Below are 25,694 nucleotides of genomic sequence, written 5' to 3' on the forward strand. Positions count from 1 at the left end.
GCGCGGGAGGGCACTGCTCGTCCTCCTGCGCCACCACCGGCACCGCCCGGCTGGGGACCTCAGCCGGAGACCGTCCGGGTGGTCAGGCCGGCGAGGAACCCCGCCCGGTGCGAGGACAGGTCGACGTCCGCCGCCGCCGACATGACGGTCAGCCGCAGCGCCGGCTCGGGCACCGGCAGGTCGCCGGCCACCGCCGTGCCCACGGCTCCCGCCGCCGGCCGGCCCGGCGCGGCGTACGACAGCAGCAGCGTCGGGTCGGTGAGGCCGCGCAGGCTGAGCACGGCGTCGGCCTGGTCGGGCTCCGCGGGCTGCAGGAACCGGGTGGGCACCGGCCGGAAGCCCAGCCGCGCCTTGAAGCCGAACAGCCCCGGCTCGGTGATGTGCCCGTACAGCGTCGGGTCGCTGCCCAGCGAGATCCACTCCCGGCCGCGCCCGCGCGCCTCGGCGGTCGCCGTCATGTACAGCGCCCGGACGACCCGGCCCTGGCGCTCCGCCGCCGCCTGGGCGGTGAAGGCGATCCGGGTGATCGACAGCTCGGGCTGGTCCCAGCACAGGCAGGCCCCGAGCAGCTCGCCGTCCGCGTCCCGGGCCGCCACCACGTAGTAGAGGTCCGGGTCGGCGGCGATCTCCTCGCGCCAACTCGCGGCGTAGGAGCTGCCGTTGCGCATCCGCGCCACCTGGTCCTCGTACAGTCCCAGGAAGTCGTCGAACACCGCCCGGCTCAGCGGGGCGTGCACGGTGATCCGCAGCGAGCGCTTCGCGGTCTCCCGCAGCGCCCGGCGCACGTTGCTCCGCTCCCCCGAGGTCATGGCCGCGAGGAACGTCTCGTCCGCGGCCCGCACCGGAGCCAGCCAGGTGACCCAGCTCGGTGTGACGAGGAAGCCGGCCCGCTCCAGGTCGGCGTGCAGCGCCGCCGGCGGATCCACCACCCGCAGCACGCCGACCCCGTCCTGCGCGGACAGCGCGTACAGCCTGACCGGGTCGGACTCCAGCGCCTCCTCGGCGCCCAGCAGGGCGATCCGCAGGCCGTGGTCCTCGATCAGTTCCAGCGTCCTCATCGCTCGACCGCTCCCCGGGGCACCGGGTGCGGCGGCGGGGTGCCGTCAGCGACCGCCAGCAGGTTCGCGACCGCCATGTCGGCCATCGTCCGCAACGCCTGGTGGGTGTGGTAGGCGTTGTGCCCGGTGACCAGGAGCCGGTCCGGGACGAACTCCAGCAGCCCGAACGGGTCTTCGCGCGGGTGCGGCGCCGGTTCGGCGTAGTACCCGTCGATCGCGGCGCCGGCGAGCCGGCCCTCCCGCAGCGCCTCGCGCAGCGCCTGCGGGTCCACCAGCGCGGCCCGGCCGGTGTTCACCAGGAACCCGCCGTCGAGCGCCCGCAGGTGCTCCGCCCCGATCAGCCCTTCGGTCCGGCCGGGCACCAGGTCGACGTGGAGCGACACGAAGTCGCAGCCCTCGAACAGCCCGATCAGCGACTCCTCGCGCTGGTACGGCAGTTCGGCGAGCTCCGGACGGTCCGTCCGGTTCCAGTAGCGGATCCGGGTGCCGAACGCGGCGCTCGCCATCCGCGCCAGCTCGCGGCCGATGTGGCCCATGCCGACGATGCCGAGGGTGGCACCGGTCAGCGACCGGGTCGGCTGCTCGTCCCACTCGCCGCGGGACACCCCGACGGCGCCCCGGGAGACCCCGCGGACCAGGTCGAGCAGCTGCGCGAGCGCGAACTCGGCGACCGCGACGGCGTTGGCGTGCGGCGTGTAGGTGAAGCGGGTCGCACCGGGCTCGTCGGGCAGCTCGACGAAGGAGCGGTACCCGGTCGCCAGCACGCAGACCGCCGCCAGCGAGGGCACCCGCTCCCACACCCGCTTGGACAGCAGGGCGGTGCCGCCGTGCACCAGCGCCCAGGCGCCGTCCAACTCGCCCAGCACCAGGTCCTCGTCGGCGTCGCCCGGCAGCCGGGTGACGGCGAGGCCGCGGGAGCGCAGCTGCTCCTCGGCGGCTTCGGGGAACGCTCCGGTGATCACGACGCGCTGCTCAGGCATGGACGGCTTCCTTCTCGCTCAGGGCCACGAAGTCCCGACGGTGCCACAGCAGCGGCCCGTCGGCCGGCTGGGCCGCGAAACCGGTCACCTCGCCGATCAGCAGGTGGTGGTCGCCCACCGGGATGCTGCCGGCGGTGCGGCAGCGGTAGGCGGCGTGCGCGTCGACCAGCCGGGGCGGCCCGTCGGCGGACCACGGCACGAACTCGTGCCCCGCGAACCGGTCGACGCCCTTGCGGGCGAACGACTCGGCCACCTCGCGCTGCCGCTCGCCCAGCACGTTGACGGTGAAGCTCTCGGACCCGAGCATCGCCTCCAGGCAGCTCGACGTGTTGCCCACGCCGACCAGCACGAGCGGCGGGCTCTGCGAGACCGACAGCGCGGAGGTGGCGGTGAACCCCCAGCGCCTGCCCAGCGCGTCCCGGGTCGTGACCACGGTGAGCGCGCCCGCCAGGTGGGACATCGCCTCGCGGAACTCCGCCGGGGGGAGCGGCTCTTCGGCCGGCCGGACCGCGCGGGTCAACGGGTCCGGGTCCGGGTACGTCCAGGTGCTCATGCCTTCGCCTCCGATTCCACGAGGGCGTCCGTCAGGGTGTCCGCCACGGTGTCCTTCAGGGTGTGCAGGGTGTCCGAGGTGTCCGCCGGGCTCCGCTCCCGGCCGGCGATCGAGCGCGCCAGGCTGCGCGCGGTCAGCGGGACGAGGACCGCCCCGACCGCGGCGAGCAGCACGGCCAGCGCCGCCACCAGGTGCTGCGGGCCGGCCCACGAGCCGACGGTGGAGATCAGCAACCCGCCGATCGGGAAGGCCAGGACGTTGATCAGGAAGAACGGGCCCATCACCTTCCCGAGGTGCTCGCTCGGGATCACCTGCACCCGCTGCGTCCGGTTGAACGTGTTGTAGTAGGCGACGCCCACCTCGACCGCCACGAACCCGATCGCGTAGACCGGGTACGACCGGGCCAGGCCCAGCACCAGCAGCGAACAGCAGGCCAGGGCGAACCCGACCGCGCCGACCACCCTCGCCGGGTACCGCTTCAGCAGCAGCGGCGTCACGGCCAGGTTGAGCAGGCCCGCCAGCCCGGCGAAGACGTTGAGCATCCCGAACGCGGACTGCGACTGCCCGAAGACGCCGGTGACGACGGCGGCGTTCGCGCCCATCGTCGCGGCGAGCGCCAGGTTCATCGTGAAGTTGACCGCCGCGAGCAGCACGACCGGCCGGTTGTCGAACAACAGCGTCCAGCCCAGCCGGAGTTCGGCCAGCGCCGCCCGCGCGCCGGCCGCGCTCGCCGCCACCGCGGTCCGCGGCACGCTGAGCCAACTGACCGCGGCCGCGGCGAACATGCCCGCGGCCAGGCCCAGCAGCCACACCTTGCCCAGCAGGACGACCGCGGCCATCGCGAGCCCCGGCCCCAGCGCGAGCGAGAGCAGCTCCATGTTCTGCACCAAGCCCTGCATCCGGGCCAGGGCCTCGCCCTGGCCCAGCTGCGGGACGACCTTCTCGATCGCCATGTGGATCGGGGCCACCAGCGTGGTCAGCAGCGCCCCGTTGACCATCAGGACCGGAATGCTCCAGCCCGGCTCGGCCAGGCACAGGACGACCGTCGAGGCCAGCACCAGGGCCCGGCCGCAGTTCGCGAACCGGAACAGGCGCGGGCCGCCGTCACGGTCGGCGAGGACCCCGCCGAGCGGGTAGGCGAGCAGGTAGGGCACCCATTCCAGGGCGTAGGCCAGCCCCAGCATCGACACCCGCTTGCTGTCCTGATAGATGATCAGCGGCACTGCGAACAGCACCACCTGTTCCGCCATCAGGCCGACGATGATCCCGGCGGCGAAGAGCAGGATCCGGGCCGACCGGGTCCGCGACGGGTTGGCGCCACTCAGCACGGCGCGTCCGCCGCCGCGGCGGCCCGCTCCCGCTCCCGAACCAGCGGCAGCACCCGGGTGAAGAAGTGCTGCATCTCGTCCCGGGCCGGCCAGCCGGAGAAGATGAACTCGCTGACCCCGGCGGCCTTGTAGCGCATCAGGTAGTCCGCGACCTCCTCGTAGTCCCCGACGATGCACAGCGCCGGACCGCCCCGGTAGGCGACCGCACCGGACCACAGCACCGGCGACATCCAGCCGTGGCCGGCCTCGTCGGCGAGCCGGAAGGAGTTCTTCACGGCCTCGGAGTCGGCCGCCGCCACGAACTGCGCGACCCACTCGCGGTGCGCCTCGTCCGCGCCGCCCATCACCTCGGCCAGGTCGGCCAGCGCCTCCTCGCGGGTGGGCCTGGCCAGGACCTGCATCCGCAGGCCGACCCGACCGCCCCGGGCGAGCAGCGGCCCGACCTCCTGCGCGATCTTCTCCGGGGTGTCGGCGTACCGGAACCAGCAGTCCCCGTACTCCAGGGAGGTGTCCTGGGCGATCTGCGAGGCACCGCTGACGTAGATCTTCGGCCGGCCGCCGCCGTAGTGCGGCAGGCCCAACTGCCCCTGCGCGATGCGGTAGTGCTCGCCCTCGAAGTTGACCGGCTGGTCGTCGCGCCACAGCTCGTGCAGCACGTGCAGGAACTCGCGGGAGCGCTCGTGCCGGCCGTCGTGCGCGACGAAGTCACCGTAGTAGCCCTGCTCGACCGGCGAGATGCCGGAGATCAGGTTCAGCGCGATCCGGCCGCCGGACATCCAGGAGAGGGTGTTGACGATCTGGACGAACAGCGTCGGCGAGAGCAGCCCGGGCCGGTAGGCCAGGATGAACTTGACGTTCTCCGTCTCCCGGACCAGCGCGCCCAGCAGCGGGAGCGGGTCGGGCAGGTCGTAGCTCTGGGCCATCAGCAGCGACTCGACGCCCAGCTTGTCCGCCTCGCGCGCGAAGTCGATCGCGCCCTCCAGGTCCAGGACCCGGAAGTCGTAGCGCTCGGCCGACTTCTTCTGCCCGTCGTCGAGCGCCGATCCCCAGTGGAACCGCAGCTCCCCGGGGCGGACGTCCACGTTCGAGTTCGAGTTCGAGTTCGCGTTCACAGCGCCACCGGCTCACCGTCGAGAACCTCGACCGCCTCGACCGCCTCGACCGCCTCGGCCACCGCTGCCGCCTCGGCGGGCTCGACGTCCACCCGGTAGTGCGCGATCGCCGCCAGCATCGCCGCGTTGACGGACGCCTGGTCCGCCCCGCGCAGCAGGAAGCGGCCACCGGCGTGGTCGTAGCCACCGCTGCCGTCGAAGACGTGCCCCACGGCCGGCAGCGCCTCGCCGTACACCTCGGGCACCGCCTCGACCAGCGACGCCCGGGAGACCACCCGGGCGGGCTGCGCCTGCGGCTCGGGGAACACCAGCCAGCCGCCGGCGGCGGCCTCGGCGGGCAGCACGTGCTCGGCGCTCAGCGGCTTCAGGCCGACGCTGGTGCGGAACGCCTCGCAGTACAGGTCGATCCCGTACAGGTCGCGGTGCACGAAGGGCACGCCGGCGCCGCCCGGCCGCAGGCCGACCTCCAGGAACACCGGTTCCCCGGCGGCGTCGGTGATCAGTTCGAGGTGGAACGGCCCGGTCCACAGCTCCAGCGCGTCCAGGCAGTCGATCGCGAAGCCGGCCAGGTGGTCCCGCAGCGGCCCCGGGTCGAGCAGGGACGAGCCGAGCGGCGCGCCGTGCACGAAGTCGAGGCAGGTGTTCAGGTACTGCGAGACGGTGACGCAGTGGTACTGCCCCTGGACCCTGATCCCGTCGACGTGGAAGATCGGGCCCTCGACGTACTCCTCCACCTCGTGGCCCGGGCTGCTGCCCTCCTCGGCGAGCTCCGCCAGCGCGGCCGCCAACTCCTCCTCGCCGCGCAGCAGTCGCACGCCGCGCGAGGCGGCGCCGTCCTTCGGCTTGAGGATCAGCGGCAGCGGGATGGCTTCGAGCACCTGCTCGGCGGTGGTGTCCGCGGCCAGGCCCAGGAACCGCGGTGCCCGCACCCCGGCGGCCGCGACCCACTCCTTCATCACGGTCTTGTCCCGGAAGCGCTGCACGTACGAGGTGCCCCAGCCCGGGAGCTCCAGCTCCTCGCGGAGCCGGGCGGCGACCTCCAGGTCGAACTCGGAGAGCCCTACGACCCCGGCCAGCGGACCGTGCTCCTCGGCGATCCGGCGGGCCTGCGGCAGCAGGGTCTCCAGCCGCAGGTCGGGGACCACGACGGTGGCCACGGCCCCTTCGCGGTCCAGCGGGTCGAGGGCGTCGGCGGTGGCCAGGTAGGCCAGCCGGAAGCTGCCCTCCGGCAGGAACCGGTGGTACTCGCCGAACTCGTCGTCGAACCGGTTGATGACCAGGAGCAGCGGTTCCTGGCCCGGGACCGGCGGGACGGGCGGCTCGCTCGGGGACTGATCAGGCCAGTGGCAGGACAAAGGTGACTCCATGTGTGATCCGACCGCCCAGGTCGAGGGCGTCTTGGTACGAGTCGGCGGTGTAGAGGACGTGGCCGACGCGGCTGCGGTAGTCCTGGTCCCCCGGCAGCGGGGTGTCCGCGTCGAAGGTGAGCTCGGTCTCCAGCACGCCGGGCAGCGCGGCGATCCGGTCCAGCCCCTCGACCGTCCGCCGGCCGCTCTCGCCGGGTGCGGTGAGGAAGCGGATCCCGGCGTACTTGGCCTGCGGCGCCCGGGACGGGAGCGCCTCGACGCCCAGCCCGGTGTGGGCCGCGACGGCCAGCTCCGGCAGCCGCACCCCGGTGGCGACCTCGACCAGGTCCGGGATCCGGTCGCCGCCGAGGCGGGCGGCCAGCTCGATCAGCACCGGCTCGTCCGCGACGAGCCGCAGCTCGCAGTGGAACGGACCGACCGTGACCCGCAGCGCGCCGAGCACCTCGCGGACGTAGTCCTCGACGGCGCGCCGGGTCGCCGGCGGCAGGTCCGCCTGGACCACGTGCCCGATCTCGACGAAGGACGGCTCGGGGCCGAGCACCTTGTGCGTGAGCGCGACGACGACCACTCGCCCGTCGGCCCCCACACACCCCTCCACCGACAGTTCGGGGCCGTCGAGGTACTCCTCGACCAGTGCCCGGCCGTCGGTCAGCCGACCCATGTCCGGCCGCCGGTCATCGGCCAACGCCCGGTAGGCCACCAGCAGTTGGTGAGCGTCGTCGGCGCGGCTGACGTGCACGCTGCCGGCCGAGTCCACCGGCTTGAGGACGCAGGGGAAGCCCACCCGGGTGGCCGCCGACGCCAGCTCGGCCTCGTCGGACACCTCCGCGAACCGCGGCACCCGCAGCCCGGCGGCGGCCGTCGCGGCCCGCATCACCGCCTTGTCCCGGACGCCCTCGACGCTGTCGGCGGGCAGGCCGGGCAGCCCCAGCCGCGCCGCGAGCCGGGCGGCGACGGGGACGTAGAACTCGAAGCCCGCGAGGACCCCGGCGAACGGGTCGGCCCCGTGCGCCGAGGCCGCGGCGCGGTACAGCGCCTCCTCGTCGTTGGTGTCGACGACGAGGAGTTCACCGGCCTCCTGACGCACCCGGTCGGGCAGCGTGCGGTCGTCCGCGTCGTAGGAGGCCACCACGGTCTCGAATCCGAGACCCCTGGCCGCTCCCACCAACGCTGTGCCCGACGACGCCGGTTCGATGATGAGAACGCGGCCGGGCCCGACCGGGGATTCGCGACGGGTGCTCACGTCAGACCCCGACCGGCTGCGCCTCGCGGGCGCCCACGGTGCTCTCGTAGAGCTCGGTGAAGTAGTCGCCGATCAGGTCGATGAGCGTGGTGAGGTAGGCCTCGGCCTGCTCGGCGGTGCTGAACTTCTCCACGGCGCGCGAGACCGTGCGGAACATCAGGTCGTCGTGGTCGTGCGACTCGTCGAAGGCGATGTGCGCCCGGGTGCCGTAGACGAAGTCCGCCCCGAACTCGGCCGCGGCCTTCTCGGTGATGACCGGGTTGTACCGGTCCGAGTACCACTCGACGAACCAGTCCCAGATCGTGGTGGGGGCCGGGCCGGACCGGTCGGCCTCCAGGCGCAGGTACCCCATGAGCATCGCGGTCGAGGTGAACACCGGCGTGGCGTCCAGCTGCTCGATCGACATGCCGAACCGCTCCAGGTCACGGGTGAACATGTGCTCGTGCCCGTACTCCTCGGCGAGGTAGCGCGCCAGCTTCGCGGCGAGCACGTCGTCCTGCGAGCCGACCCGGTACAGGGCGTAGGCGTCGACCTCGTTGTTGAGCCGGATGCGCAGCACGGTCTCGGCGATGTGCCGGATGTAGTACTCGCGGTCGATCCACTCGCCCTGGTGCAGCTCGCGCAGCTTCGGGACGCGCTGGAACTGCTTCTCCATCAACTGCGCGGCGAGCGCCTCGAACGACTCGCGGTCAAGCTTGGACATGGCTGGACTACTACCTTCCTTTGGACGTCATACGTGTGGTGTGACCTCAGCCACAGGCGCGCGGCGCACCGCGGCCCGGGCGCGGACGATCAGGGTCCCCACTGGGAGTCGGCGGGATGACCCACCGCCGGACCCGCGACAGTGGTCGACCGGAACCAGTCGTCGGCCGACGACCCCTCAGTCACCAGAATTGTGAGTACCACGCAGCTCGCGACAACGGTCGCGAAGCGAAGAAGGCGATTAGCCGACCGACGCACGTTCCAGTCCCCTCAACACCCCGTTTAGGCCGCCGGACAAAGATCCTTTGGCGATGTGCCGATCCTGACACGCAGGACCGGATCACCGCATGATCAGTTAGCCTTCACACTTGTGAACCGCTCACTCATGCAGTGCTGTGCAGATTGCCCGGAAACAGGCAATTCCCCCGATAGCCATGCCCTTGCACTGTGCGAGCTGGCCCTCAAGGCCTACGCCGCGGTTCTCCAGGAGCCCCGTTATCCCCGCTCCGAAATCCCCGGGTGCCTGGTGGCCCTCGGCCTGACCCCCCCGTTGCCCGACGCGCCCGACTACGTCTACGCGCTCTCCCCGGGCACCGCGGCCGGATTCGCGGTCGGCCGGATGGAGGAACGCGTCGCCGAGTACCAGGCGGCCATCCGCAGCACCCAGGCGGCCTTCTCGGCCCTGGAGTCGATCCACGCCGAGTCCTCGATGCGCGACGGCGCGGGCTACTCGCTGATCAGGGGCAGCGAGACCATCAGCGAGGTGCTGAGCACCTCGGTCGCCGCCTGCCGCTCCGAGCTCCTCACCACCCAGCCCGGAGCGAGCCGACCGGCCGAACTCCTGGCCCGGGCCCTGGAGTCGGAGATCCCCCGACTGCGCCAGGGGATCCGGCAGCGGACCATCTACCAGCACAAGATCCGCTTCGACGCCCCGACCATGGACTACATCAACCTGATCACCGCGGTCGGCGCACAGGTGCGGACCACCAGCGAACTCTTCGACCGGCTGATCATCATCGACCGGGAGACCGCCTTCATCCCGGTCGACGACGAGCGCGAGGTCACCGCCCTGCAGATCCACCACCCGGGGATCGTCCGCTACCTCGGCAAGATCTTCGACCACATCTGGGAGCGCGCGATCGACGTCGGCACCGCCAGCGCCAGGCACGCCCCGCAGATCTCCGACACCCAGCGGGCGATCCTCCACCACCTGGTCTCCGGCCAGACCGACGAGTGGATCGCCCGCCGCGTCGGCCTGAGCCGCCGCAGCATCGCCGAGCACGTCCGCCGCATCTCCGAGCAGCTCGGCAGCTCCAGCCGCGCCCAACTCGGCTACCTCATCGCCCTGAACGGCGTGCTCTGGGGCGCCGAGGGAGCCACCAACCCGCAGCCCACCGCCCCCGCGCCGGACCAGGACCAGGACCAGTAGGCCGGCCCGGCCGTCGAGCCGCCGGCCATTCGGGCGGGGCGGCACTACGCGCGTTGAGCGCGGACAGGAGTTCCGGCATTCCGGGCTCGCCGATATCGCGACATCAACTCCGCGTGATGTCCGGGGAGTCGCTATCGGCCTTTGACAGTTGCCGCCCGGGTGGATCGTCACCCAGCGGATCCATCACAGTATCCGCCCTCCCGCAATGCCCGGCAAAGGATTCCTTGAAGTATTTAATACAGCGTTCATAACGGCGGACCGAATGGCGCGATAAGCCCGATTTGTCACGTCATGGAATAGCGTTCAACGTCGACAGAGTTCGCACCCCTACCCACCCTCCCCGCCCCACCCCCAACTACACCACGTAACCCTTTTCCCCCACGAACCCGTTCACCACCGCCACCCCCGCCCCGGATCCACCGATTCTGATGAACCATCAGCCCCCCGCGACCGAAATCACCCCCCGCCGGCAACTCCAGCCGAGCCCGCCGATCCGTACCCAACTCCCACTCGGCCCTGCCACCACCAGCACCCAGGCGCCCAAACGCCATGTTCCAGCCGACGTGCCACACCTCGACTCCACCAACCCCCAACCCCACAACGCCCCACAGAAAAGAGCGGCTCGCGCCGAACACCCGCCCCCTGCCACGCGGACTGCGTCGAACCCGACCTGCACCCCACGCACGTCACCCCCGGGGTCACCACCTGGCAGCAGGCCAACCCTGTGCAACGCGCTCAACGCCGATGCCTACTCCCTGACGCCTGCGCCACATCCGGCCAAGCCCCAGGCCGCGGAGCGCACCTCCCGGCCTACAAGGAGGCCGCAACCTTCCTGCACCTCAACGTAGAGCAGCTCCCCGATCCATTGGTCACGCTCAGCACGAGCATGCCTGCAGCGCAGGCCGGCGCGCCGCTGGGCCGACGTCCAAGCCCTACGTCCGCTGGCCCCGGACCGTCGCCGACAACGAGAATCTCTTCCGCAAAACCTCCCGCAAGCCGTGCAAGGTCCGGCTCTGAGGCCGAGCGGGTACGCCCACCAGCCGCGGGCGAGAGGATCCTCACCCGCGGGGAGGGGGCTCCCGCAAAACAGGCGAAGAAGATCGAGTCCGACCTGCCCAGGCGCCCGGGCTGCCCGTCAGAGGTGCGGATGCCTGGTCACTCGTCCATCGGCCGGCTTGGCAAAGGTCGTGCACACCACTCGACGCCACCATGGACTACGGGACATCGTGGCCGAGCGTATAGACCCCGATCAGGCTCGCAGGAAGCCGTGGATGGCCGAGGCGATGGCCATGCCCAGCGGGATGGGCACGGCATTGCCGATCTGGCGGGCCACATCGGTCTTCGACCCGCACCAGCGGAAGTCCAGGGGGAAACCCTGGATCCGGGCGGCTTCGAAGTGTGTGATCGGCCGGGGATCGGTCGGGTGGAGGTAGCGGCCCTTCTCAGGCTTGAAGAACTCGGTTCGGATGGTGACCGAGGGCTCGCCCAGCCGGAGCCGGCCCATGACGTCGCCGGTCCCGGTGTTGTGCTTGTCCCAGCTCTCGGTGGAGAGGTACCTGACCGCGGTTCGGATGCCCGGCGGGTTCGCCGTGTCGAAGATCCGGATCTCGTTCCGCTCGTCCACCGTGTACCACCTGTCGCGCAGGTCCTTGCGGTTTCCGTTCGGGGGGATGGCCGCGTACCGGGCCATCGACAGCATCTCCGGGTTGCGACCGATGTGCAGTTCACCCGTCGTGAACACCCCCGGAAGCACGTCGTCCACCTCCGGGATGAGCGCGGTCCGCTCCGGCAGTTCCGTACCGCGGAGCTGTAGGACCGCGGACTCCGCGAAGACACTGTCGACGGCACGCCATGACGGCAGGGGCGGCTCGGTGCCCGGCAACGGCCGAGCCGAGCCGTCGACGCCGCCCTTCGGACGCCGCGTGTGTGTCGCAACGGGGTATGACATGGTGCGCCCATCGCCGACGTCACGGCGTACCCCGATGACGATGGTTCGCCGACGCGCCTGTACGGCCCCATAGTTGGCGGCGTTGAGAAGGTATCGACTGTTCTTCGTCGCTTCACTGTCGGCCGGCGTGTAACCGGGCGGGTCGACAAGCCGGTAGTCGGCCAGCAAGCCAGTCTGTTGCAGCTCGCTCAACAGGTTCTGGAACTCGTCCGACTTGAGGAACCGGTCGACGTTCTCGATGACGAACACCTTGGGGCGGATCTTGGCGACGATCCGGACGTACTCCTCCCAGAGGCGGTTGCGCTCGCTGCCCTTCTTGTTCCGGTTGAGCGCCGAGAAGCCCTGGCAGGGAGGGCCTCCGACCACCACATCGGCGTGCAGGTCCTCGGGAGCCGGCTCCCACTTCTCGATGTCACCGAAGTGGATGCGGGCAGCCGGAACGGTGGTGTCCGGCCGCCCGCTACCGAAGTTCGCGGAGTAGGTGGCGGCCGCCGCGGCGTCGTGCTCGACTGCGGCAAGGCTGTGGAAGACCGGCCCCGAGTCTTCGGCACCGACGGGCCGAAACTCGTGGAACCCCTGAGTGAAGCCCCCACAGCCGGAGAAGAGATCAACGACTGTGATGGGCTCGGGCTTGCGGGGGCCGGGCGTATGCATGGATCCGATCTTAGCGTTGGAGGGCGGCTGCGATGGCACGGCCGACCGCCGTTGCCAGAGGTGGGGGCATCGCGTGACCGATCTGACGGTATCTGGAGGTCTTGCCGCCGAAGACGATCCAGTCATCCGGGATGGCCTGGATCATCGCGGCCTGGTCGACGGTCAGCTTGGGCTGGCCTCCGACCGGGAACTCCGTGTCCGGGACATCGTTACCGAGGCTGTCACCGTTCACCCCGAGCGCAGCCCATGCCTTCTTGCTGCCCGTGGGGCCGAGGTCGGCGCCACCCCGCCGGTCGGAGCCACCGACGAGTGCCGGGGCGATCCGGTTGGCCGACCTGGCCCATTCGCCGGCGCCCGGCCAGCCGCCCGCGGCCATCGAGGAGCCGAGCACCTCACCGACCGTCGGCGAGGGCATGGGAGACGGCTCGGGCCAGGAGAACGCGGCGTGGTACGGGGCCGCCAGCGCCACCAAGAATCCGCTGCGACGATTCTGGGGGACGCCGAAGTCGGCTGCGTTGAGGACCTTCCAGCTCGGTTGGTAGCCGGCGAGTCGCAACCGTTCCTCGATCCAGGAGCGGTCCTCGGCGAAATCCGAGCCATCGACCAGATCCGGGACATTCTCCAGTAGCAGGGCCTTGGGCCTGATGGAGTCGACGAGCGACACCGCCGCCTTGAGGACCCTCCGCTCCTCCGTGTCCTCGGCCCGGCCGGCGGCGGCCGTCGACTTCACCCGGGGAAGTCCCGCACTGAGCAGGTCGACGCCCAGTACCTGCGCCTCGGCACGAGAGTCGAACTCCGTCACATCCGCGCAGAGAACCTTCCACTGCGGCCGGTTGGAACGAATCGTCGAGCAGGCATCGGGCTTGCTGTCGATCAGCAGCACCGGGTGGAAGCCGGCGCGCTCAAGTCCCAGGGCCTGTGCGCCCGAGCCGGCGCAAAGCTCCAACGACGTAAGGGTTTGCGGACCGGCCCCGCGCTCCGAGGGAGCACCCGATGTCGCAGGCGCCTCCGATGCCGAAGCCACGGTCTCATCGAAATCGCCACGAACGATGTCGGGGACCGGCATGGCGATCTCGGGGACCGGCCTGGTCGGAAGGGCGCCGTCCACAGTCGTCGACCGCAGGTGTCGTTGAGCATCCACCGATTCCCGAGCGACCGCACGAAGCTCGTCATCCAACGGGCCCTGCTCGATTCCGTCGAACAGGACGAACGGTGCGAGTCGCAACAGACGCTTGAGGAAATCGCGAAGGGTGTCCCGTTCGTTGAGTCCCTGCAGGTCGAGGTCGTTCCACACCCGGAGGATGGCCCGGACCAGGTGCGGGCTTCCGCCGAGCGCCGCACGACGTGCGTAGATCTGGTCGAAGGCGGCCTCTCCGAGGATCTCAAGGGCGCCGTACGGTTCGAGGTCGTCGGAGGACCGGACCAACTGAGCCCGCCACCACAGGCGACCGAAGACATGTCGGGTGAGGTCTGTGCCCAGTACACGATCCGTCGGTGGCTGCGGGTAGCGCCAGTAGGCGACATCCGGAAGAAGGATCAGCGCGAGGAAGGCCCAGACGTCCCGTGAGGCGGCCTCTGCGGGAACCATGCCCATCTCCGCGTGCAGCAGAGCGGCCAGCCGGAGATCGAAGTCAGTGTTCCCCCCACGACTCGTCTCGGCGGGGAACCCCGCGTTCTTGGCGAGGTCCACGACGGCTGCACGTAGCTCGTGGAGCCGGTCGGCGGAGACCCGATCACCACCGGTGGCCACATAGACGGCGGCCTCGTGGGTGGTGGCGACTCTGGCGGTCAAGTCGACCACCGTCAGATGCCGGTACCTCTCGAAAAGGGGCTTTGCCTGCTCTGCGAGCAACCGCGGGTACAGGAAGCTCATCACGATACCTCGAAGATCTTGACGGCGGCCTGCAGCTCCGAGGCGAACAGGCTGGGCGATTGCCGATGGCGCAGACGGACGTCGGTGATCGACCGGCTCGGGAAGAGCTGGTCGAACAGACTCATCAGCGTTGCCCCCAGCGAACCGTCCGGGAAGTCGGCGTCGTCGACGAAGTCGTCAAGGCTGAGAGCGTGCTCGATCATGATCCTGGCGGCATCCGCATACACCGCGGACAGCACGACCCGATCGACAGGGCGGGGCTTGGCGGCGTTCTCGAACGCGGACGCGGTAACGGAGTTCTGTTCATTGACCAGTAGGAGCAGCGAACCCATCGTTGCGTTCTCAAGACCACCGCTGATCTGCAGATGCCAGGCCGCGCCTTCGGGGAAGGAGGTGCGAGCGAAGTCGATCACCGCCATCGGGAACTGGGGCGCGTCCCCCTGAAGACGCAACGACTCCCGATCGCTCCACAGCACGGAACCCGCCCGACGTGGCGAAGAGGGCCGAGCATCGGGACGGCGCTCGGCCAGTACAAGGGCGGTGTCGAGGAGGAGGAGACCCCCCAGATCGGATCCACGGAGTCGGACGTCGAGCTCGACCGTGCACGTTCCGCCCCCGACCAGGCGCAGGTGTTGGGCCGGGCCACCGAGGTTGGACCCGGTGGCCGTCCACACCGCGGCCAGTACGAGCGGTGCATCGGTCGGCAGGCCGGACTCGGAGCGTGCCCGCCCCAGGTCGACCCGAACGGTTCTGCGCAGGTGCAGGTCCATGTGGTAGTCCCAGTCGGGCAGCGACTCGGGTTTTGCGATATCACCGTCCTCGGTCACGAGCACCCAGGCTTCGGCGACGATGATGTCCTCCGAAGGAACGCGATACGGGAGGGCGCGCATGCTCACCGGGCCTCCACCGCCTCCACCTTGATACCGATCTCGGTCATGGTGTCGGGGGCCGGACGCACGAGCGCTCGGCAGACCGCGTCACCGCCATCGAGTTCGCATGCCTCAGTCGTGTGTAGGAGTCCACTGCCGTCCTCCCAACCGACGAGGACCGGCACGCTCGCGCCGAACGGTGCCTCAGTCTCACGGCCGCCACCGGGTACGGTGACTGCGAGATCCACCCGGACGCGCTGCGGACCCGGTATGGGAAGTCGGAACTCCTGAACGAGCACAGTGGTGTCGCCGCGGTCGGCGTAGTAAGGGGAACCGACGTATTGCACCCGAGGGCGCCGGCGAATCGTTGGCGCCGTACCGCCCTCAGGTTGACCGGCGACGGCCGGCTCGTTCGTACCACCCCCGCCGGCGAAGTCATCATTCTCGCCAGGTGCCTGCGCATGAGCGCCGGAGCTCGCGGCCTGACCGTGCGTGGGGTGCCGATCGCCACCACCGAGCCTCGATCGCGTCGATGCCCGCACGGTGCTGCCCGGCTTCGAGTAGGCAGTGGCCCCGCCGATGCCCCAGGCTCCACCAACGAGGCCGGAGAAGAGCGAACTCGCCGCCCCCAAAGCGATGTTGGTGGCACCTGGCCGAGCAGCACCGCCGAGTGAAAGGACCCGTGCCAGGTTCTCGTCGATGCGCCGGAACGTGCTACTCACATAGGTGCTCTCGGGCTTCTCCAGCGACTGCGGATTCCAGGCGTCATGGGTGGGAGGTTCGGCCCGGGCATAGATCTCGTCCATACTCTGGTCCGCCCGGAACACCCCGGCGTAACCCTGATTCTCACTCGATGGCTTCGGCCCCGAGTAGTAGGTGACGACAAGTTCGGCGGGCCGCATCAGGCAGACGTGGTGGACGAGGGTCTCGATCCCGAGCATCCGGGATGCGTGCGTGGGCTCAAGTGACGGCATGATCCGTTTGACCAGCCCGAACCGGCCGAGAAAGCGACTGGGCCTCAGGCAATCGAGTCTGATGCCGTCCGAGCCCTCCATCGTCTCGTACGCGGCGACGAACATGTTCAGCGGGCGAGTCTCCCGCGGATCCGGCACGTCGTGGCCGCGGCCGTCGCAGGTGACCGAGAACTGCATCGCGGGACGGCCGTCACCCTTGGAGAGCATCTTGGGCCACAGGTGCCAGGTGATGGTTTCCGCCAGGTAGTCGGCGCTCTGGGCTGGGCTCAGCCCGTCCAGACTCGGGTCGAGAATGACCACGGAGGTGCCCGTTTCGTCGGGACCGAAGGGCTTGAGACCGAGGCGTCGGACCATCGCCTCGGCCTCGGGGCCGGCCAAAGGCTCCACGACGTCCCCGGACGTGTCGCCCCACCAGTGCCGTCCGGTGTACCGGCGGTCTCCCTCCGGTTCGGAGGCCACGTAGCTCTTCCAGAGGGTGCAGCCGATTAGTCGCGTCTCAAGGTCCCCACCTCCGGTGCGGCAGCGGGAGTGCACCAAAATCGTTCCCGGCTTGGACAGCAGGTAGAAGATTCCCTTGCCGAACCCATAGGTGCCGCCACCCAGCGGAGTGTCACGCGGTTCGCCTATGTTCCGGATGAAGGAGACGAAGTCGCGTTCGACGCCGACGGCGCTGTCCGCCCGGGTGGGACCGCCAAGCCCCCGGGTCCCTCGGTCGGAAACGGTCAGGAGGCGAATGGTCGGCTGCCTGAGGGACTCACGAAGTGGGAAGTGCTCCACACGCGAGGGCGCGCCGGCCATGAGGAGCTCACGCCAGGCCAGGACGTGAGCCGGTCCCACGACCGACAGGTCGATCCGGTAGTCAACCGGTTCGGCGGAGGAGGGCATCCTGGCATCCCAGCTGTTCTGCGCGGATTCCCGAACCAGGATGGTGAGCAGGTCGAGTTCTGGACGCCCGAGCTGATTGCGGATGCCCTCGGCCGCACTGGCGCCTTCCGGCGGATAGGGCTGGGAGAACCACCGGGGCTCCGTCACGCGGACTCCTGGATCATCGTTTCGATTAGTTGGGAGGCTTCATCCGGTGTCATAGGCACGGGAGTACCACCGGACAGGTCGATCGTGTACTCGACGTCCAGAACCGATACCGGTAGACCCGCGACCGCGAGGGCATGACCGGTCAGCCCGGGGAACTGCGCATCGACCCGATACCACCTCTCCTCGATGATCGCGAACCGCACGTCACCGTAGAGATCGACGTCGGAGGAGCGGTAGCCGACCGCAGCGAGTAGGTCAAGGAGCGAGCTCTCGTCGTCGCACCGTTCCAGCGCTTGCCCGATCAACTCGACCAGCCCGGTACCGATGCCGCGGGCCGCCACACGTTGTAGGCGGAACCACGCCAGGCTCAGCAGACCGTCCGTCGGTGGTTCGAGCTGGTCGAGCCCGTGGATCCGCGGCCTACGACCCTCGCTGTCGGTAGTGGCCTTCACCTCGACCGCGGTGGCCGCCGTAGAGAAGTCATGCCGGTGACCGTGGGGGCCGCGCCAGAGTCGGTGCGCACTCGGATCTCGTTCGAGAAGCCGGTTCAACACCGTCAACTCACCGAAAAGACCAGCAATCTGTTCCGGCCTAAGCGGGTGCCCCTCCGTCCGGAACAGTGCCCGCCACCTGTCGAGGACGCGGTAGAGCGCCTTCACGGGGTGCGCGGGCATACTCTCGGCCGTCCCCAGCACGTCGGCGCACAGTTCGGTGAACAGATAGTCGAGATCCGGGCGGAGGCATACCAGATCGGCGTAGGACTGGTAGGTCTCCTCGTCTTCCAGGTCCCGCTTGCGCAGCCGGAGCACCGGCCCGTCCAGTCCGCGTCGAACCTTCTGGTGAGCGTGGATCGGTACGAGGACGTGGCGGTGACCCTCATGGTCGATGGCCACCACCAAGGGCCCGCTGTCCGTGACTACCGGCAGTTCAGCGACTCGTAGCCTGCGGTCGCTCGTGATCTGCCCGGTCCCGAGCGCGGCCCAGTGCTCCTCGACGACCCCACGGAGTGCGCTGTCGGTCATGCACCCTCTCCGTCGAGCATGCTGTAGTCCTCGTCCTCGATCTGAATGCGCGAGAGATCGGCACGGATGTAGTTCGCCACCGTGCTATCGGCACCCCTCGCCTCGGGGAACACCAGACCCACGCCGATGACGTGCTCCTCCGCGTTCAATGCCTCACGCAGCTTCTTCGACGGGGTTGGCACGGATTCCTTGTCGATCGGATACAGCACCAGCAGGCCGGTGTCCGGAAGTTGCCGCTGGCGCTCGGCCTTGATGGCGTCCTCCGGGAGCTTGGCCGTGTCCCCCAGCAGGTCGATCGCCGCATCGCGGCGGCTCATCAGAGTCTTAATGTCGGCGAAATCCGCCGGAGGGTTGTCCACGGCGATTCGGGCACGGGTGATCCGACCGACCGTCACACCGGCCGCGAATGTGAGGTTCCGCTGCTCCACCCCGATGGGATTTCCCACGATCGCCACATTCCATCGGCGCAGTGAGCCGGCCGTATCGACTCGCTTGCGAATGTAGTCGATGACGAGCTCGGCCTCGTTCTCGGGGGCCTTTTCGTGGAACCGGTACGTCGACAGGAAATCGATGACGAGATCGTACGGCACGTCACGGAAGATGAAACGGCCATCCGCTGAACGGTCATCCGTTCGAAGCGCATGCGTAGCGGATGCCGACACGAGGGTACGAGCGGCACCGAGGTTCACCTTCAACCACTCGGCATTGGTGTGGAAGTAGTGGGTCTGCACCCGCTGCCCGCCGTAGGCGGCGGACGCCCTGACGGCATCCCGCATCTTGGCTGCCGCCGTCACGCGGAGGGCCGGGTGTGTGCGCAGGCGAACGGCGAAGGTGAGAGGCGTCTCGTCCTCCGTCATATAGATGTCGATGTCCTTGCGCATCTCGGTCTCGACCGTGGCGAGGTGGCGGAACCACTCGGCGAGCTCGTCGGTCATCCAGATCCGGGGCAGGTCGGCGTAGCCGTTCCGGAATCCGAACCAGCGCCCCATCTGGAGAAGCGTGTCATACGCCGAGACGGCGCGGACGAAGTAACTCACGGACAGACCTTCCAAGGTCAGCCCCCTGGAGAGGGTGTTACCGCCCACGGCAATGGCCACGACCGGACCATTCTCGTAGTCGAGCCGGTCCTCACTACTGGAGTTGTCCATGATGACCCGACAGTTGGCGAGGACACCCGGCAGTTCCGGCAGAAGCCGCTCGAACTCCACCGTCTTCTCTCCGAAGTCCTCGGCGGAGACGCGTGCCGTCTCCCGTTCCCAGAGGTCACGCAGCCGCGCGATGAAGTCGGGGTCCCCAAGGGCATCCGCGGATCGGTCTCGTAGCTCCTTGAGTGGCCGGCTGAAGCTGTTGTGCACGGACGTGTTGACGCTGGTGTGGATCAGCATCGTGTTGTGCGGGTTGCCCGTGGCCCGCACGTGTCGGGCCGCCGTGACCAACCAGAAATACTCAACGGCTTGACGAAGAGTCTCGGTGATGATCGGCTCGAAACCGTCGACATCCGCCTTCGACTTGGGGCGCACACAATTCACGTCGTCCTCGGGAACCGACCTGATCATGTCGTGTCCGTCGTCGACCTGCTCCGGATCCTCCCCATCGAGCGCGTAGCGGCCGAAAAGGACCTCTGTTCCGAAATGCCCTGCAGGCTTGGGCAAGTTGACGATGAAGTCCTTCGGATAAAGATCCTCAGCACTCGGGTCGATTAGCAGATTCGCGAAAGGCGAGGCGGTGTATCCCAGATATGCAGACTTCGGCAGAGCACCCATGATGCTCAGGATGAGCGGGTTGATCGACTTCGTCGCGACCGTCGCCTGGTCGGCCTCGTCATCGATGATCAGGGCCGGACAGTCCTGGAGGTAGTCGGACGCCTTGCCGAGCCAGCGGGCGAGTTTGCGCAGCACGGTGGCGTTCTTCTTCACCACGCAGAGCACATGGGTTCGGTTGCTCTTCCCGAAGAACGAGGCAGGGTTCTCACTCGGCGTGAAGTCCTTGTCGAGCCCGGTCAGCTGGTGCCACATTGTGGGGTTCTGTTCCACCAGCTGCTGAATCAGCCTCGCCTGGGTCTGGCGACGCAGACCGTTATGAATACCGGCAAGCACGATGAACAACTTGTACCCGCGGTCCGCGGCCTTCGCGACGACCGAGGTGAAGTTGGTCGTCTTTCCCGACTGCACGTAGCCGACGACGAGGCCACGAGTGGAGAACGCCTTCTCTCGCGGGTGGTTAAGCAACGAGACGATCCGGGTAGAGGAATCGTCGAGACTGCTGATAGCCGGTTCCTGCGGCCACCCGTCCTCTCGGAGCAGGTTGACGATCCTCGGCCAGCACTTGTCCTTGGCCTGCGGGCCCGTGTACCAGGTGTCGCGATTGCCGAGGATCACCGCGTGCGGCTCCTCCATCTCCCTGATGCGGACGGTCTGCTGTTCGTGCCGTTCACGGATCCGCTCAACGATGTCGGCGCTGATCCCGAGCTGCTCCAACCGCTTGACCGACTCCGCGGGAGTGAAGGTCTCAACGAGAGCCTTGAACGTCTCGTACATTCCGTCGAATTCATCGGTCATGGGAATCGACCGTTCTCCGCTCTCGTTCGCTGCAACCAGTCTCATCACCGAGTGCTTCCAGCTCCCTCGGCACGCCCCACACGCCGTCCGAACACCCGGTGGAGCCGGGTGAGGACACGCCCATCAGGCGGTAAGTACACGCTAGCGGGCACGAAGGCGCCCACGGCACGAAATCAAGATCAGCTCTCACGAATACGACCGGCTTCCGGATCGCTGCCGAGTCCGGTCCTTGCCGGACCGGCGGAACCGCGTGCGGCGGCAGGAGTGGGAACCCGCGACGGCGGTGATGAGACGTTCAGGGCCAAGAGCCCGTCGCTCAGACCGACCAGGAGGAGTCCCTTGGCCTGGATGACTGAAAATGCCGGAGAGCGTACCGGGATCACCAGGACCGAGTGCGGCGATCGGGCATCCCAGAGCCGAACCGTGTTGTCTTTTCCCGCGCTGGCGAGCAGGGTGCGATCGCCCAGGACGATCGGGCACACTGCCCGCACCGGACCCGTGTGGTCTCGGAAGGCCCGCAGCATCTCGCCGGTCTCGGGATCCCAAAGACGCACCGTCCGATCCTCGCCGGCGGTGGCCACGAGGTTGCGACCGTCCACCGGAACCACGCAGACACTGTTGACCCAGCTGCCATGGCCCTCGAAGGCCCGCAGCATCTCGCCGGTCTCGGGATCCCAAAGACAGACCGTCTCGTCGTCGCCGGCGGTGGCCACGAGGTTGCGACCGTCCACCGGAACCAGGCAGACACTGTTGACCCAGTTGAGGCGGCGCTCGCCGTCATGCTTCCGCGGCACGTCGATCGTGCGCAGCATCGTCCCCGTTTCGGGGTCCCACAGTTGGACGAGGTGGTCGTCACCGGCGGTGGCGAGCAGGATCTGATCACCTGACGGGACAACACAGAGCGCGTTGGTTCCGTTGATTTGGCCCTGGAGTTCGTGCAGCATCTCGCCGGTCTCGGGTTCCCAGAGCCGCACCGTACCGTCGTCACCGGCGGTGGCGACGACACGTCGACCCTCCGTGGGGACCACGCACACGGCCCTGACCCAGTCCGTGTGGCCTTCGAATGTAAGCAGGACGCCACCCGTCTCCACATCCCAGAGCCGGACCATGTGGTCGGCTCCCGCGGTGGCGAGGAGCGTGTCCTCCCTCGCCGAGATCGCGCAAAGGGCCAACACCGCGCCGCTGTTGCCTTCGAGGGCACTGGAGGATCCGTCGATCTCCGGGTCCCAGAGACGGACCGTGTTGTCGGCTCCGGCGGTCGCGAGGAGCTGGTGGCCGTCCATCCACACCGCGCAGGCCGTGTTGACCCAGTCGGTGTGACCTTCGAGCGTCCGCACCAAGGCCCCGCTCTCCGGATCCCAGAGGCGAACGGTGTGGTCGTTACCGGCGCTGGCGAGCAACGTCCGACCAACCACCGACACCACACAAACCGTGTTGACCCAGTCGGTGTGACCTTCAAGGGTCCGCACCAAGGCCCCGCTCTCCGGATCCCAGAGGCGAACGGTGTGGTCGTTACCGGCGCTGGCGAGCAACGTCCGGCCAACCACCGACACCACACAGACAGCTCGGACCCAGCCGGTGTGACCTTCAAGGGTCCGCAGGGTGCCACCCGTCTGGCAGTCCCAGAGGCGGACCGTGTTGTCGTTGCCGTTGGTGGCAAGGAGCATCCGACCATCCACCGGCACCACGGACACGGTACCGACGAGGTCGGTACCGCCTTCAAAGGTGCGCAGCAGGGCGCCCGTCTCCGGGTCCCAGAGACGTACGGTCCTATCGGCGCCATCGGTGGCTAGCAGCGCACGGTCGCCGTCCGGCACCGAACAAGCGGCCCGCACCGCGCCCGTATGCCCTTCGAGGACGCGCAGTGCCGAGCCCGTCTCGGGGTCCCAGAGACGCACCGTCCCATCGGACCCGGCCGTGGCAAGCAGTACGCGACCGCCCGTCGCCACCACACACAATGTCAGCACCGCAGCGGTGTGGCCCGTGAGGATCCGGAGTGCACCACCTGTCGCCGGATCCCAGAGGCGAACGGTGTTGTCGTTGCCGGCGGTGGCGAGCAGCACGGTGTCGCCCACCGGGATCGCACAGATCGTGTTCACAGTGTCGGTGTGGCCTTCGAGGACGATCTCCTCTGCATGGGGTGTGCCGACGGCCCATGCCGCCCGGTACGGCGCCTCCAGCCCGCTCTGACGGTAGGTGGAGCCCAGATGCTCACGCGTCTCGGTGACGCTGAACAACGCGACCCGGTCCGCCGGTGCCGCGTCGAGGGCGTGCGGGGTTCTGCGCAACAGACGACCGCGGGCTTGTGCCAAGGCCGAGGACGACGCCTTGGCGGCCGGGATGAGCCGGCGCAGATCGGCGTGGAGGGGATACAGGTCGTCAGCCAACAGGTCGTCGATCACGCCGCTGCGGACGGCGTGGCGAGGGAGTGCACGCAGCAGGTAGGCGGGGATGTTCTCCCATCCGCCTGCTCTGCCAAGGGACATGAACGCACGAGTGATGGCGTGTTCGTCGGTCGTATCCGCCCTGCTCGCGGCCCGCCCCCCGATGAGTGAGTCGTTGAGCGCCTGGTGAAACAGTCGAAACGACCCCGCCCGAGTGGTGTCGTCGCTCGATTCGATCAGGAAGTTGGCCGCCGAGGAGCGGGCGAATGCCGTCAGCGCCTCGCTGTCGGGTGCGTGACCGGTCACAGCCTGAACCGCAGTGCGCCACAAAGCGACCGTCAGTCCGGGGGACTCCGCATAGGCCAGCGCCGTGAGAACGTCGACGGCCGGGATTCCGTCCACACTCGACAACAGCACCAGGTACTCCCTCAGGGCGGCGTCGACCGTCGAGGTGAAGGACAGTTCCTCCGGAGCCGCCGGCGCCCGGTCGTGCATGCCATGGGTACGCGCCACCAACCCGGCGATCAGGAAGTTACCGCCTGCCATGACGGCGATCCGCTCGGCCACCGCGACAGCTGTGGAGACCTCGGTGTACGGGCTGTCCGCACGCTCGTCGCCGAGCAACTGCAGAGTCGCCAAGGTGTAGGCGACCAGATCCTCCGGCGCGAAGAACTCCTCACTGTCGAGGTCCACCGTCTCGACGGCGGTTCGAAAGGGTGCCAGGAGGTCACCGGCGTCATCCGTCCGCCGGCTTCCTACCACCACCCGCACGCCGAGGTCCGCACAGGTCTCCGCCATGGGGATCGCGACGCTTCGCATGATCACCCGGGCCTGCTCCGGCGTGCTCGCCTCGTCCAGGGCGTCGATGACGATCGCGAAGCTGCCGTGGGAACGCTCCTTGAGAGCGTCGCGCAGCACGGTGGGAAGGTCGTCGACGCGTTCGGGCAGGGCGGCGGAGGCCGCAGCCGCGATCTCCCCGGCGACGTCCAGCGCTGTCTTCCCCCTGGCGTGCACCGCACATGCCACCGAGCCCTCGGGCGCCCGCACCGCGTCGTCCTCGGGCGGCAGGGACGCAGCGATCCCCCTGTCAGCGGTGGTGACGATGCGTCCGAGCACGGCGGACTTGCCCACGCCCGGCGAACCGGTGACGAGCAACACCTGGCGGCGGTCACCGCGACGACCCGTGATCCAGGCGACGATCACGTCGAGCGCGGCTGCTCGACCACGGAAACGGAAACCCTGCTCGGCCTCCGTGCTCACACCTCGGGCGCGAGGGCGCCAGTGTCGCCCGGACTCCGGATCGTCTGCCAGGGTCCATCCCCAAGCGGACAGCGCGGCGTCACCTGCGGCCTCGGCGGACCAGTCCGTGAGGAGACTCAACTTCTCGTCCGGCAGGTATTGGTCGATCGCCCGCAGCGTCAAGGCACGAGCGTCTCCGCGGCTGCCTTGCGCCTGGCCAACGATCCCGACGACGGCCTGGTAGTCCGCCGACCAGAGCGCACCACCGCTGTACCCGGGCCCGACCGAATAGCGCGACTCGGTGTCCAGGCGGACCCACCCGTAGCCGAGCGCCTCACCGACCGTGCCCCCCGAGGAGTTTCCGAGCATGCCGTCCGGGAATCCGAAGGACCACCATTGCCCACCGACCAGGTCACCGCCCTTCGGAATGCGCAGCCGTGCGGCGAAGTCCTCTGGTACTGCTTGATCGAGGACCAGTACCGCCACGTCCTGTTCGTCCTGAACGTTCGGAGGAGGCGCCGACACCTGACGCACTTTCACCCGGCGGTACATCAGCTCATCCGCCTTGGGAAACGCCACCCACAGGTCGTCAAGCGGCTGACCACCGGAGAAGACCACATGAGCGCAGGTGAGTACCCGATCGGCATCGATCAAAAAGCCGGATCCGATCGGGCTCCGATCATGTTCGGCCCTGTGAACGGCCGCCACCCAACCGTCCATCTCCGGGCGAAGAGCCTCCAGAAACGCCGCGGTCATTCCGAGTTTCCGCCCTCGCCTCCGTCCCGGTCCACGGAAGGTCGCCATTTGAGGGTTACCCCGAAGTTGGCCTCCGTGGCCGCCTTGGCGACCAACCAGTTGGCCGATCCGGTGACCTTGACGCCGAAGGACACTTCGACCTCGGCGGGACTGAGCTTCACGACCTGATCCAGGACAGCTCCTGCGGCTTCGACAACCGGTCGGACCGCCTCCTCGATCCGACCTAGGACCCGCTCGGCACCGACCGGGCGCCATCCGTCCACCGGTTCGATCTCGAACTGGACCACTGTGCCCGAGTCAAGCTCGTACGACACCGACTGAGATTCCACGAGCCCCTCTTCGCTAGCGCTGCGTGGCAGAGAGGTTACCGGTAGCCCCTGAGATCGGAAGACCCGGGGGCGTGTCACACAAGCGCACGGAACGCGATCGGAGCCACTTCCGACGACGCTACCCCGCTCCGGCTCACAGGTCGTATCGTCGTGGCGAAGCACACGCTCGATAGGCAGGAGCCCGGTCAGTGACAGCGAAGAGGACGGGCCAGACGACGCGGACGGCTGCTGCGCCGGACCGCGCCTGGTGTCCTGGCCCGGGCCTCGACCGGGCCCGGCGTTCG

Annotated in this window: 17 protein-coding genes; 1 reads left to right on the top strand and 16 read right to left on the bottom strand. The window is 68.8% G+C overall.

Annotated elements, in window-relative coordinates:
- Window positions 1-59: 59 nt before the first annotated feature.
- The 8 genes from FHX73_RS04425 to FHX73_RS04460 are packed head-to-tail and all read right to left on the bottom strand — an operon-like array spanning window position 60 to window position 8,344.
- Window positions 60-1,058, bottom strand: a complete 999-nt coding sequence (locus FHX73_RS04425) for a hypothetical protein (protein ID WP_145903381.1) — start codon at window positions 1,056-1,058, stop codon at window positions 60-62.
- Window positions 1,055-2,038, bottom strand: a complete 984-nt coding sequence (locus FHX73_RS04430) for a 2-hydroxyacid dehydrogenase (protein ID WP_145903382.1) — start codon at window positions 2,036-2,038, stop codon at window positions 1,055-1,057. Before FHX73_RS04430 ends, FHX73_RS04425 begins: the two co-directional genes overlap by 4 nt.
- Window positions 2,031-2,591, bottom strand: coding sequence for a flavin reductase family protein (locus FHX73_RS04435; RefSeq protein WP_145903383.1), 561 nt, complete (start codon window positions 2,589-2,591; stop codon window positions 2,031-2,033). Before FHX73_RS04435 ends, FHX73_RS04430 begins: the two co-directional genes overlap by 8 nt.
- A complete protein-coding gene (locus FHX73_RS04440; RefSeq protein ID WP_211786140.1) occupies window positions 2,588-3,919 on the bottom strand; it encodes an MFS transporter in 1,332 nt (443 codons plus the stop codon). Before FHX73_RS04440 ends, FHX73_RS04435 begins: the two co-directional genes overlap by 4 nt.
- Window positions 3,913-5,031: an LLM class flavin-dependent oxidoreductase gene (locus tag FHX73_RS04445; RefSeq protein ID WP_246213346.1), complete on the bottom strand. Its 1,119-nt coding sequence runs from the start codon at window positions 5,029-5,031 to the stop codon at window positions 3,913-3,915. Before FHX73_RS04445 ends, FHX73_RS04440 begins: the two co-directional genes overlap by 7 nt.
- Complete coding sequence (locus FHX73_RS04450) at window positions 5,028-6,398, bottom strand: ATP-grasp domain-containing protein (RefSeq protein WP_145903384.1); 1,371 nt, start codon at window positions 6,396-6,398, stop codon at window positions 5,028-5,030. The genes FHX73_RS04445 and FHX73_RS04450 overlap by 4 nt, the downstream gene beginning before the upstream one ends.
- On the bottom strand, window positions 6,367-7,641 hold the full coding sequence (locus tag FHX73_RS04455) for an ATP-grasp domain-containing protein (RefSeq protein WP_342795278.1): 1,275 nt from the start codon (window positions 7,639-7,641) through the stop codon (window positions 6,367-6,369). The genes FHX73_RS04450 and FHX73_RS04455 overlap by 32 nt, the downstream gene beginning before the upstream one ends.
- 1 nt (window position 7,642) lies before the next feature.
- On the bottom strand, window positions 7,643-8,344 hold the full coding sequence (locus tag FHX73_RS04460; protein ID WP_145903386.1) for a heme oxygenase-like domain-containing protein: 702 nt from the start codon (window positions 8,342-8,344) through the stop codon (window positions 7,643-7,645).
- A gap of 525 nt (window positions 8,345-8,869) precedes the next feature.
- Between FHX73_RS04460 and FHX73_RS04465 the strand changes: the two genes are divergently transcribed.
- Window positions 8,870-9,772: a LuxR C-terminal-related transcriptional regulator gene (locus tag FHX73_RS04465; RefSeq protein ID WP_170304838.1), complete on the top strand. Its 903-nt coding sequence runs from the start codon at window positions 8,870-8,872 to the stop codon at window positions 9,770-9,772.
- Between the two features lie 1,249 nt (window positions 9,773-11,021).
- On the opposite strand, the gene FHX73_RS04475 is transcribed toward FHX73_RS04465, so the two are convergent.
- The 8 genes from FHX73_RS04475 to FHX73_RS04510 all read right to left on the bottom strand — a co-directional run bounded on the left by FHX73_RS04475 (window position 11,022) and on the right by FHX73_RS04510 (window position 25,395).
- Window positions 11,022-12,374, bottom strand: coding sequence for a DNA cytosine methyltransferase (locus tag FHX73_RS04475; protein ID WP_145903388.1), 1,353 nt, complete (start codon window positions 12,372-12,374; stop codon window positions 11,022-11,024).
- A gap of 10 nt (window positions 12,375-12,384) precedes the next feature.
- Window positions 12,385-14,247 (bottom strand): DNA cytosine methyltransferase, encoded by a 1,863-nt coding sequence (locus tag FHX73_RS47490; RefSeq protein ID WP_342795279.1) that lies wholly within the window; start codon window positions 14,245-14,247, stop codon window positions 12,385-12,387.
- Window positions 14,247-15,143 carry a hypothetical protein gene (locus FHX73_RS45500; RefSeq protein WP_211786141.1) on the bottom strand — a complete coding sequence of 299 codons (897 nt, stop codon included), beginning with the start codon at window positions 15,141-15,143 and terminating at the stop codon, window positions 14,247-14,249. The genes FHX73_RS47490 and FHX73_RS45500 overlap by 1 nt, the downstream gene beginning before the upstream one ends.
- On the bottom strand, window positions 15,140-17,122 hold the full coding sequence (locus FHX73_RS04490) for a hypothetical protein (protein WP_145903391.1): 1,983 nt from the start codon (window positions 17,120-17,122) through the stop codon (window positions 15,140-15,142). Before FHX73_RS04490 ends, FHX73_RS45500 begins: the two co-directional genes overlap by 4 nt.
- Window positions 17,119-18,144 (bottom strand): PD-(D/E)XK motif protein, encoded by a 1,026-nt coding sequence (locus FHX73_RS04495; RefSeq protein ID WP_145903393.1) that lies wholly within the window; start codon window positions 18,142-18,144, stop codon window positions 17,119-17,121. The genes FHX73_RS04490 and FHX73_RS04495 overlap by 4 nt, the downstream gene beginning before the upstream one ends.
- A complete protein-coding gene (locus tag FHX73_RS04500) occupies window positions 18,141-20,702 on the bottom strand; it encodes a Z1 domain-containing protein (RefSeq protein WP_145903395.1) in 2,562 nt (853 codons plus the stop codon). Before FHX73_RS04500 ends, FHX73_RS04495 begins: the two co-directional genes overlap by 4 nt.
- Window positions 20,703-20,881: 179 nt before the next feature.
- The gene (locus tag FHX73_RS04505; RefSeq protein WP_246213347.1) at window positions 20,882-25,081 is read right to left on the bottom strand and encodes a trypsin-like peptidase domain-containing protein; all 4,200 of its coding nucleotides are present in this window, start codon (window positions 25,079-25,081) and stop codon (window positions 20,882-20,884) included.
- Complete coding sequence (locus FHX73_RS04510) at window positions 25,078-25,395, bottom strand: CU044_2847 family protein (RefSeq protein WP_145908059.1); 318 nt, start codon at window positions 25,393-25,395, stop codon at window positions 25,078-25,080. The genes FHX73_RS04505 and FHX73_RS04510 overlap by 4 nt, the downstream gene beginning before the upstream one ends.
- Between the last annotated feature and the right edge of the window lie 299 nt (window positions 25,396-25,694).

This window comes from Kitasatospora viridis, assembly GCF_007829815.1.
GTDB lineage: Bacteria > Actinomycetota > Actinomycetes > Streptomycetales > Streptomycetaceae > Kitasatospora > Kitasatospora viridis.

Bases quoted from the DNA above. Each gene is read 5' to 3' on its own strand.
- FHX73_RS04425 (WP_145903381.1), bottom strand. From the start codon at position 1,058: ATGAGGACGCTGGAACTGATCGAGGACCACGGCCTGCGGATCGCCCTG.
- FHX73_RS04430 (WP_145903382.1), bottom strand. From the start codon at position 2,038: ATGCCTGAGCAGCGCGTCGTGATCACCGGAGCGTTCCCCGAAGCCGCC.
- FHX73_RS04435 (WP_145903383.1), bottom strand. From the start codon at position 2,591: ATGAGCACCTGGACGTACCCGGACCCGGACCCGTTGACCCGCGCGGTC.
- FHX73_RS04450 (WP_145903384.1), bottom strand. From the start codon at position 6,398: ATGGAGTCACCTTTGTCCTGCCACTGGCCTGATCAGTCCCCGAGCGAG.
- FHX73_RS04460 (WP_145903386.1), bottom strand. From the start codon at position 8,344: ATGTCCAAGCTTGACCGCGAGTCGTTCGAGGCGCTCGCCGCGCAGTTG.
- FHX73_RS04475 (WP_145903388.1), bottom strand. From the start codon at position 12,374: ATGCATACGCCCGGCCCCCGCAAGCCCGAGCCCATCACAGTCGTTGAT.
- FHX73_RS47490 (WP_342795279.1), bottom strand. From the start codon at position 14,247: ATGAGCTTCCTGTACCCGCGGTTGCTCGCAGAGCAGGCAAAGCCCCTT.
- FHX73_RS04495 (WP_145903393.1), bottom strand. From the start codon at position 18,144: ATGACCGACAGCGCACTCCGTGGGGTCGTCGAGGAGCACTGGGCCGCG.
- FHX73_RS04500 (WP_145903395.1), bottom strand. From the start codon at position 20,702: ATGACCGATGAATTCGACGGAATGTACGAGACGTTCAAGGCTCTCGTT.
- FHX73_RS04505 (WP_246213347.1), bottom strand. From the start codon at position 25,081: ATGACCGCGGCGTTTCTGGAGGCTCTTCGCCCGGAGATGGACGGTTGG.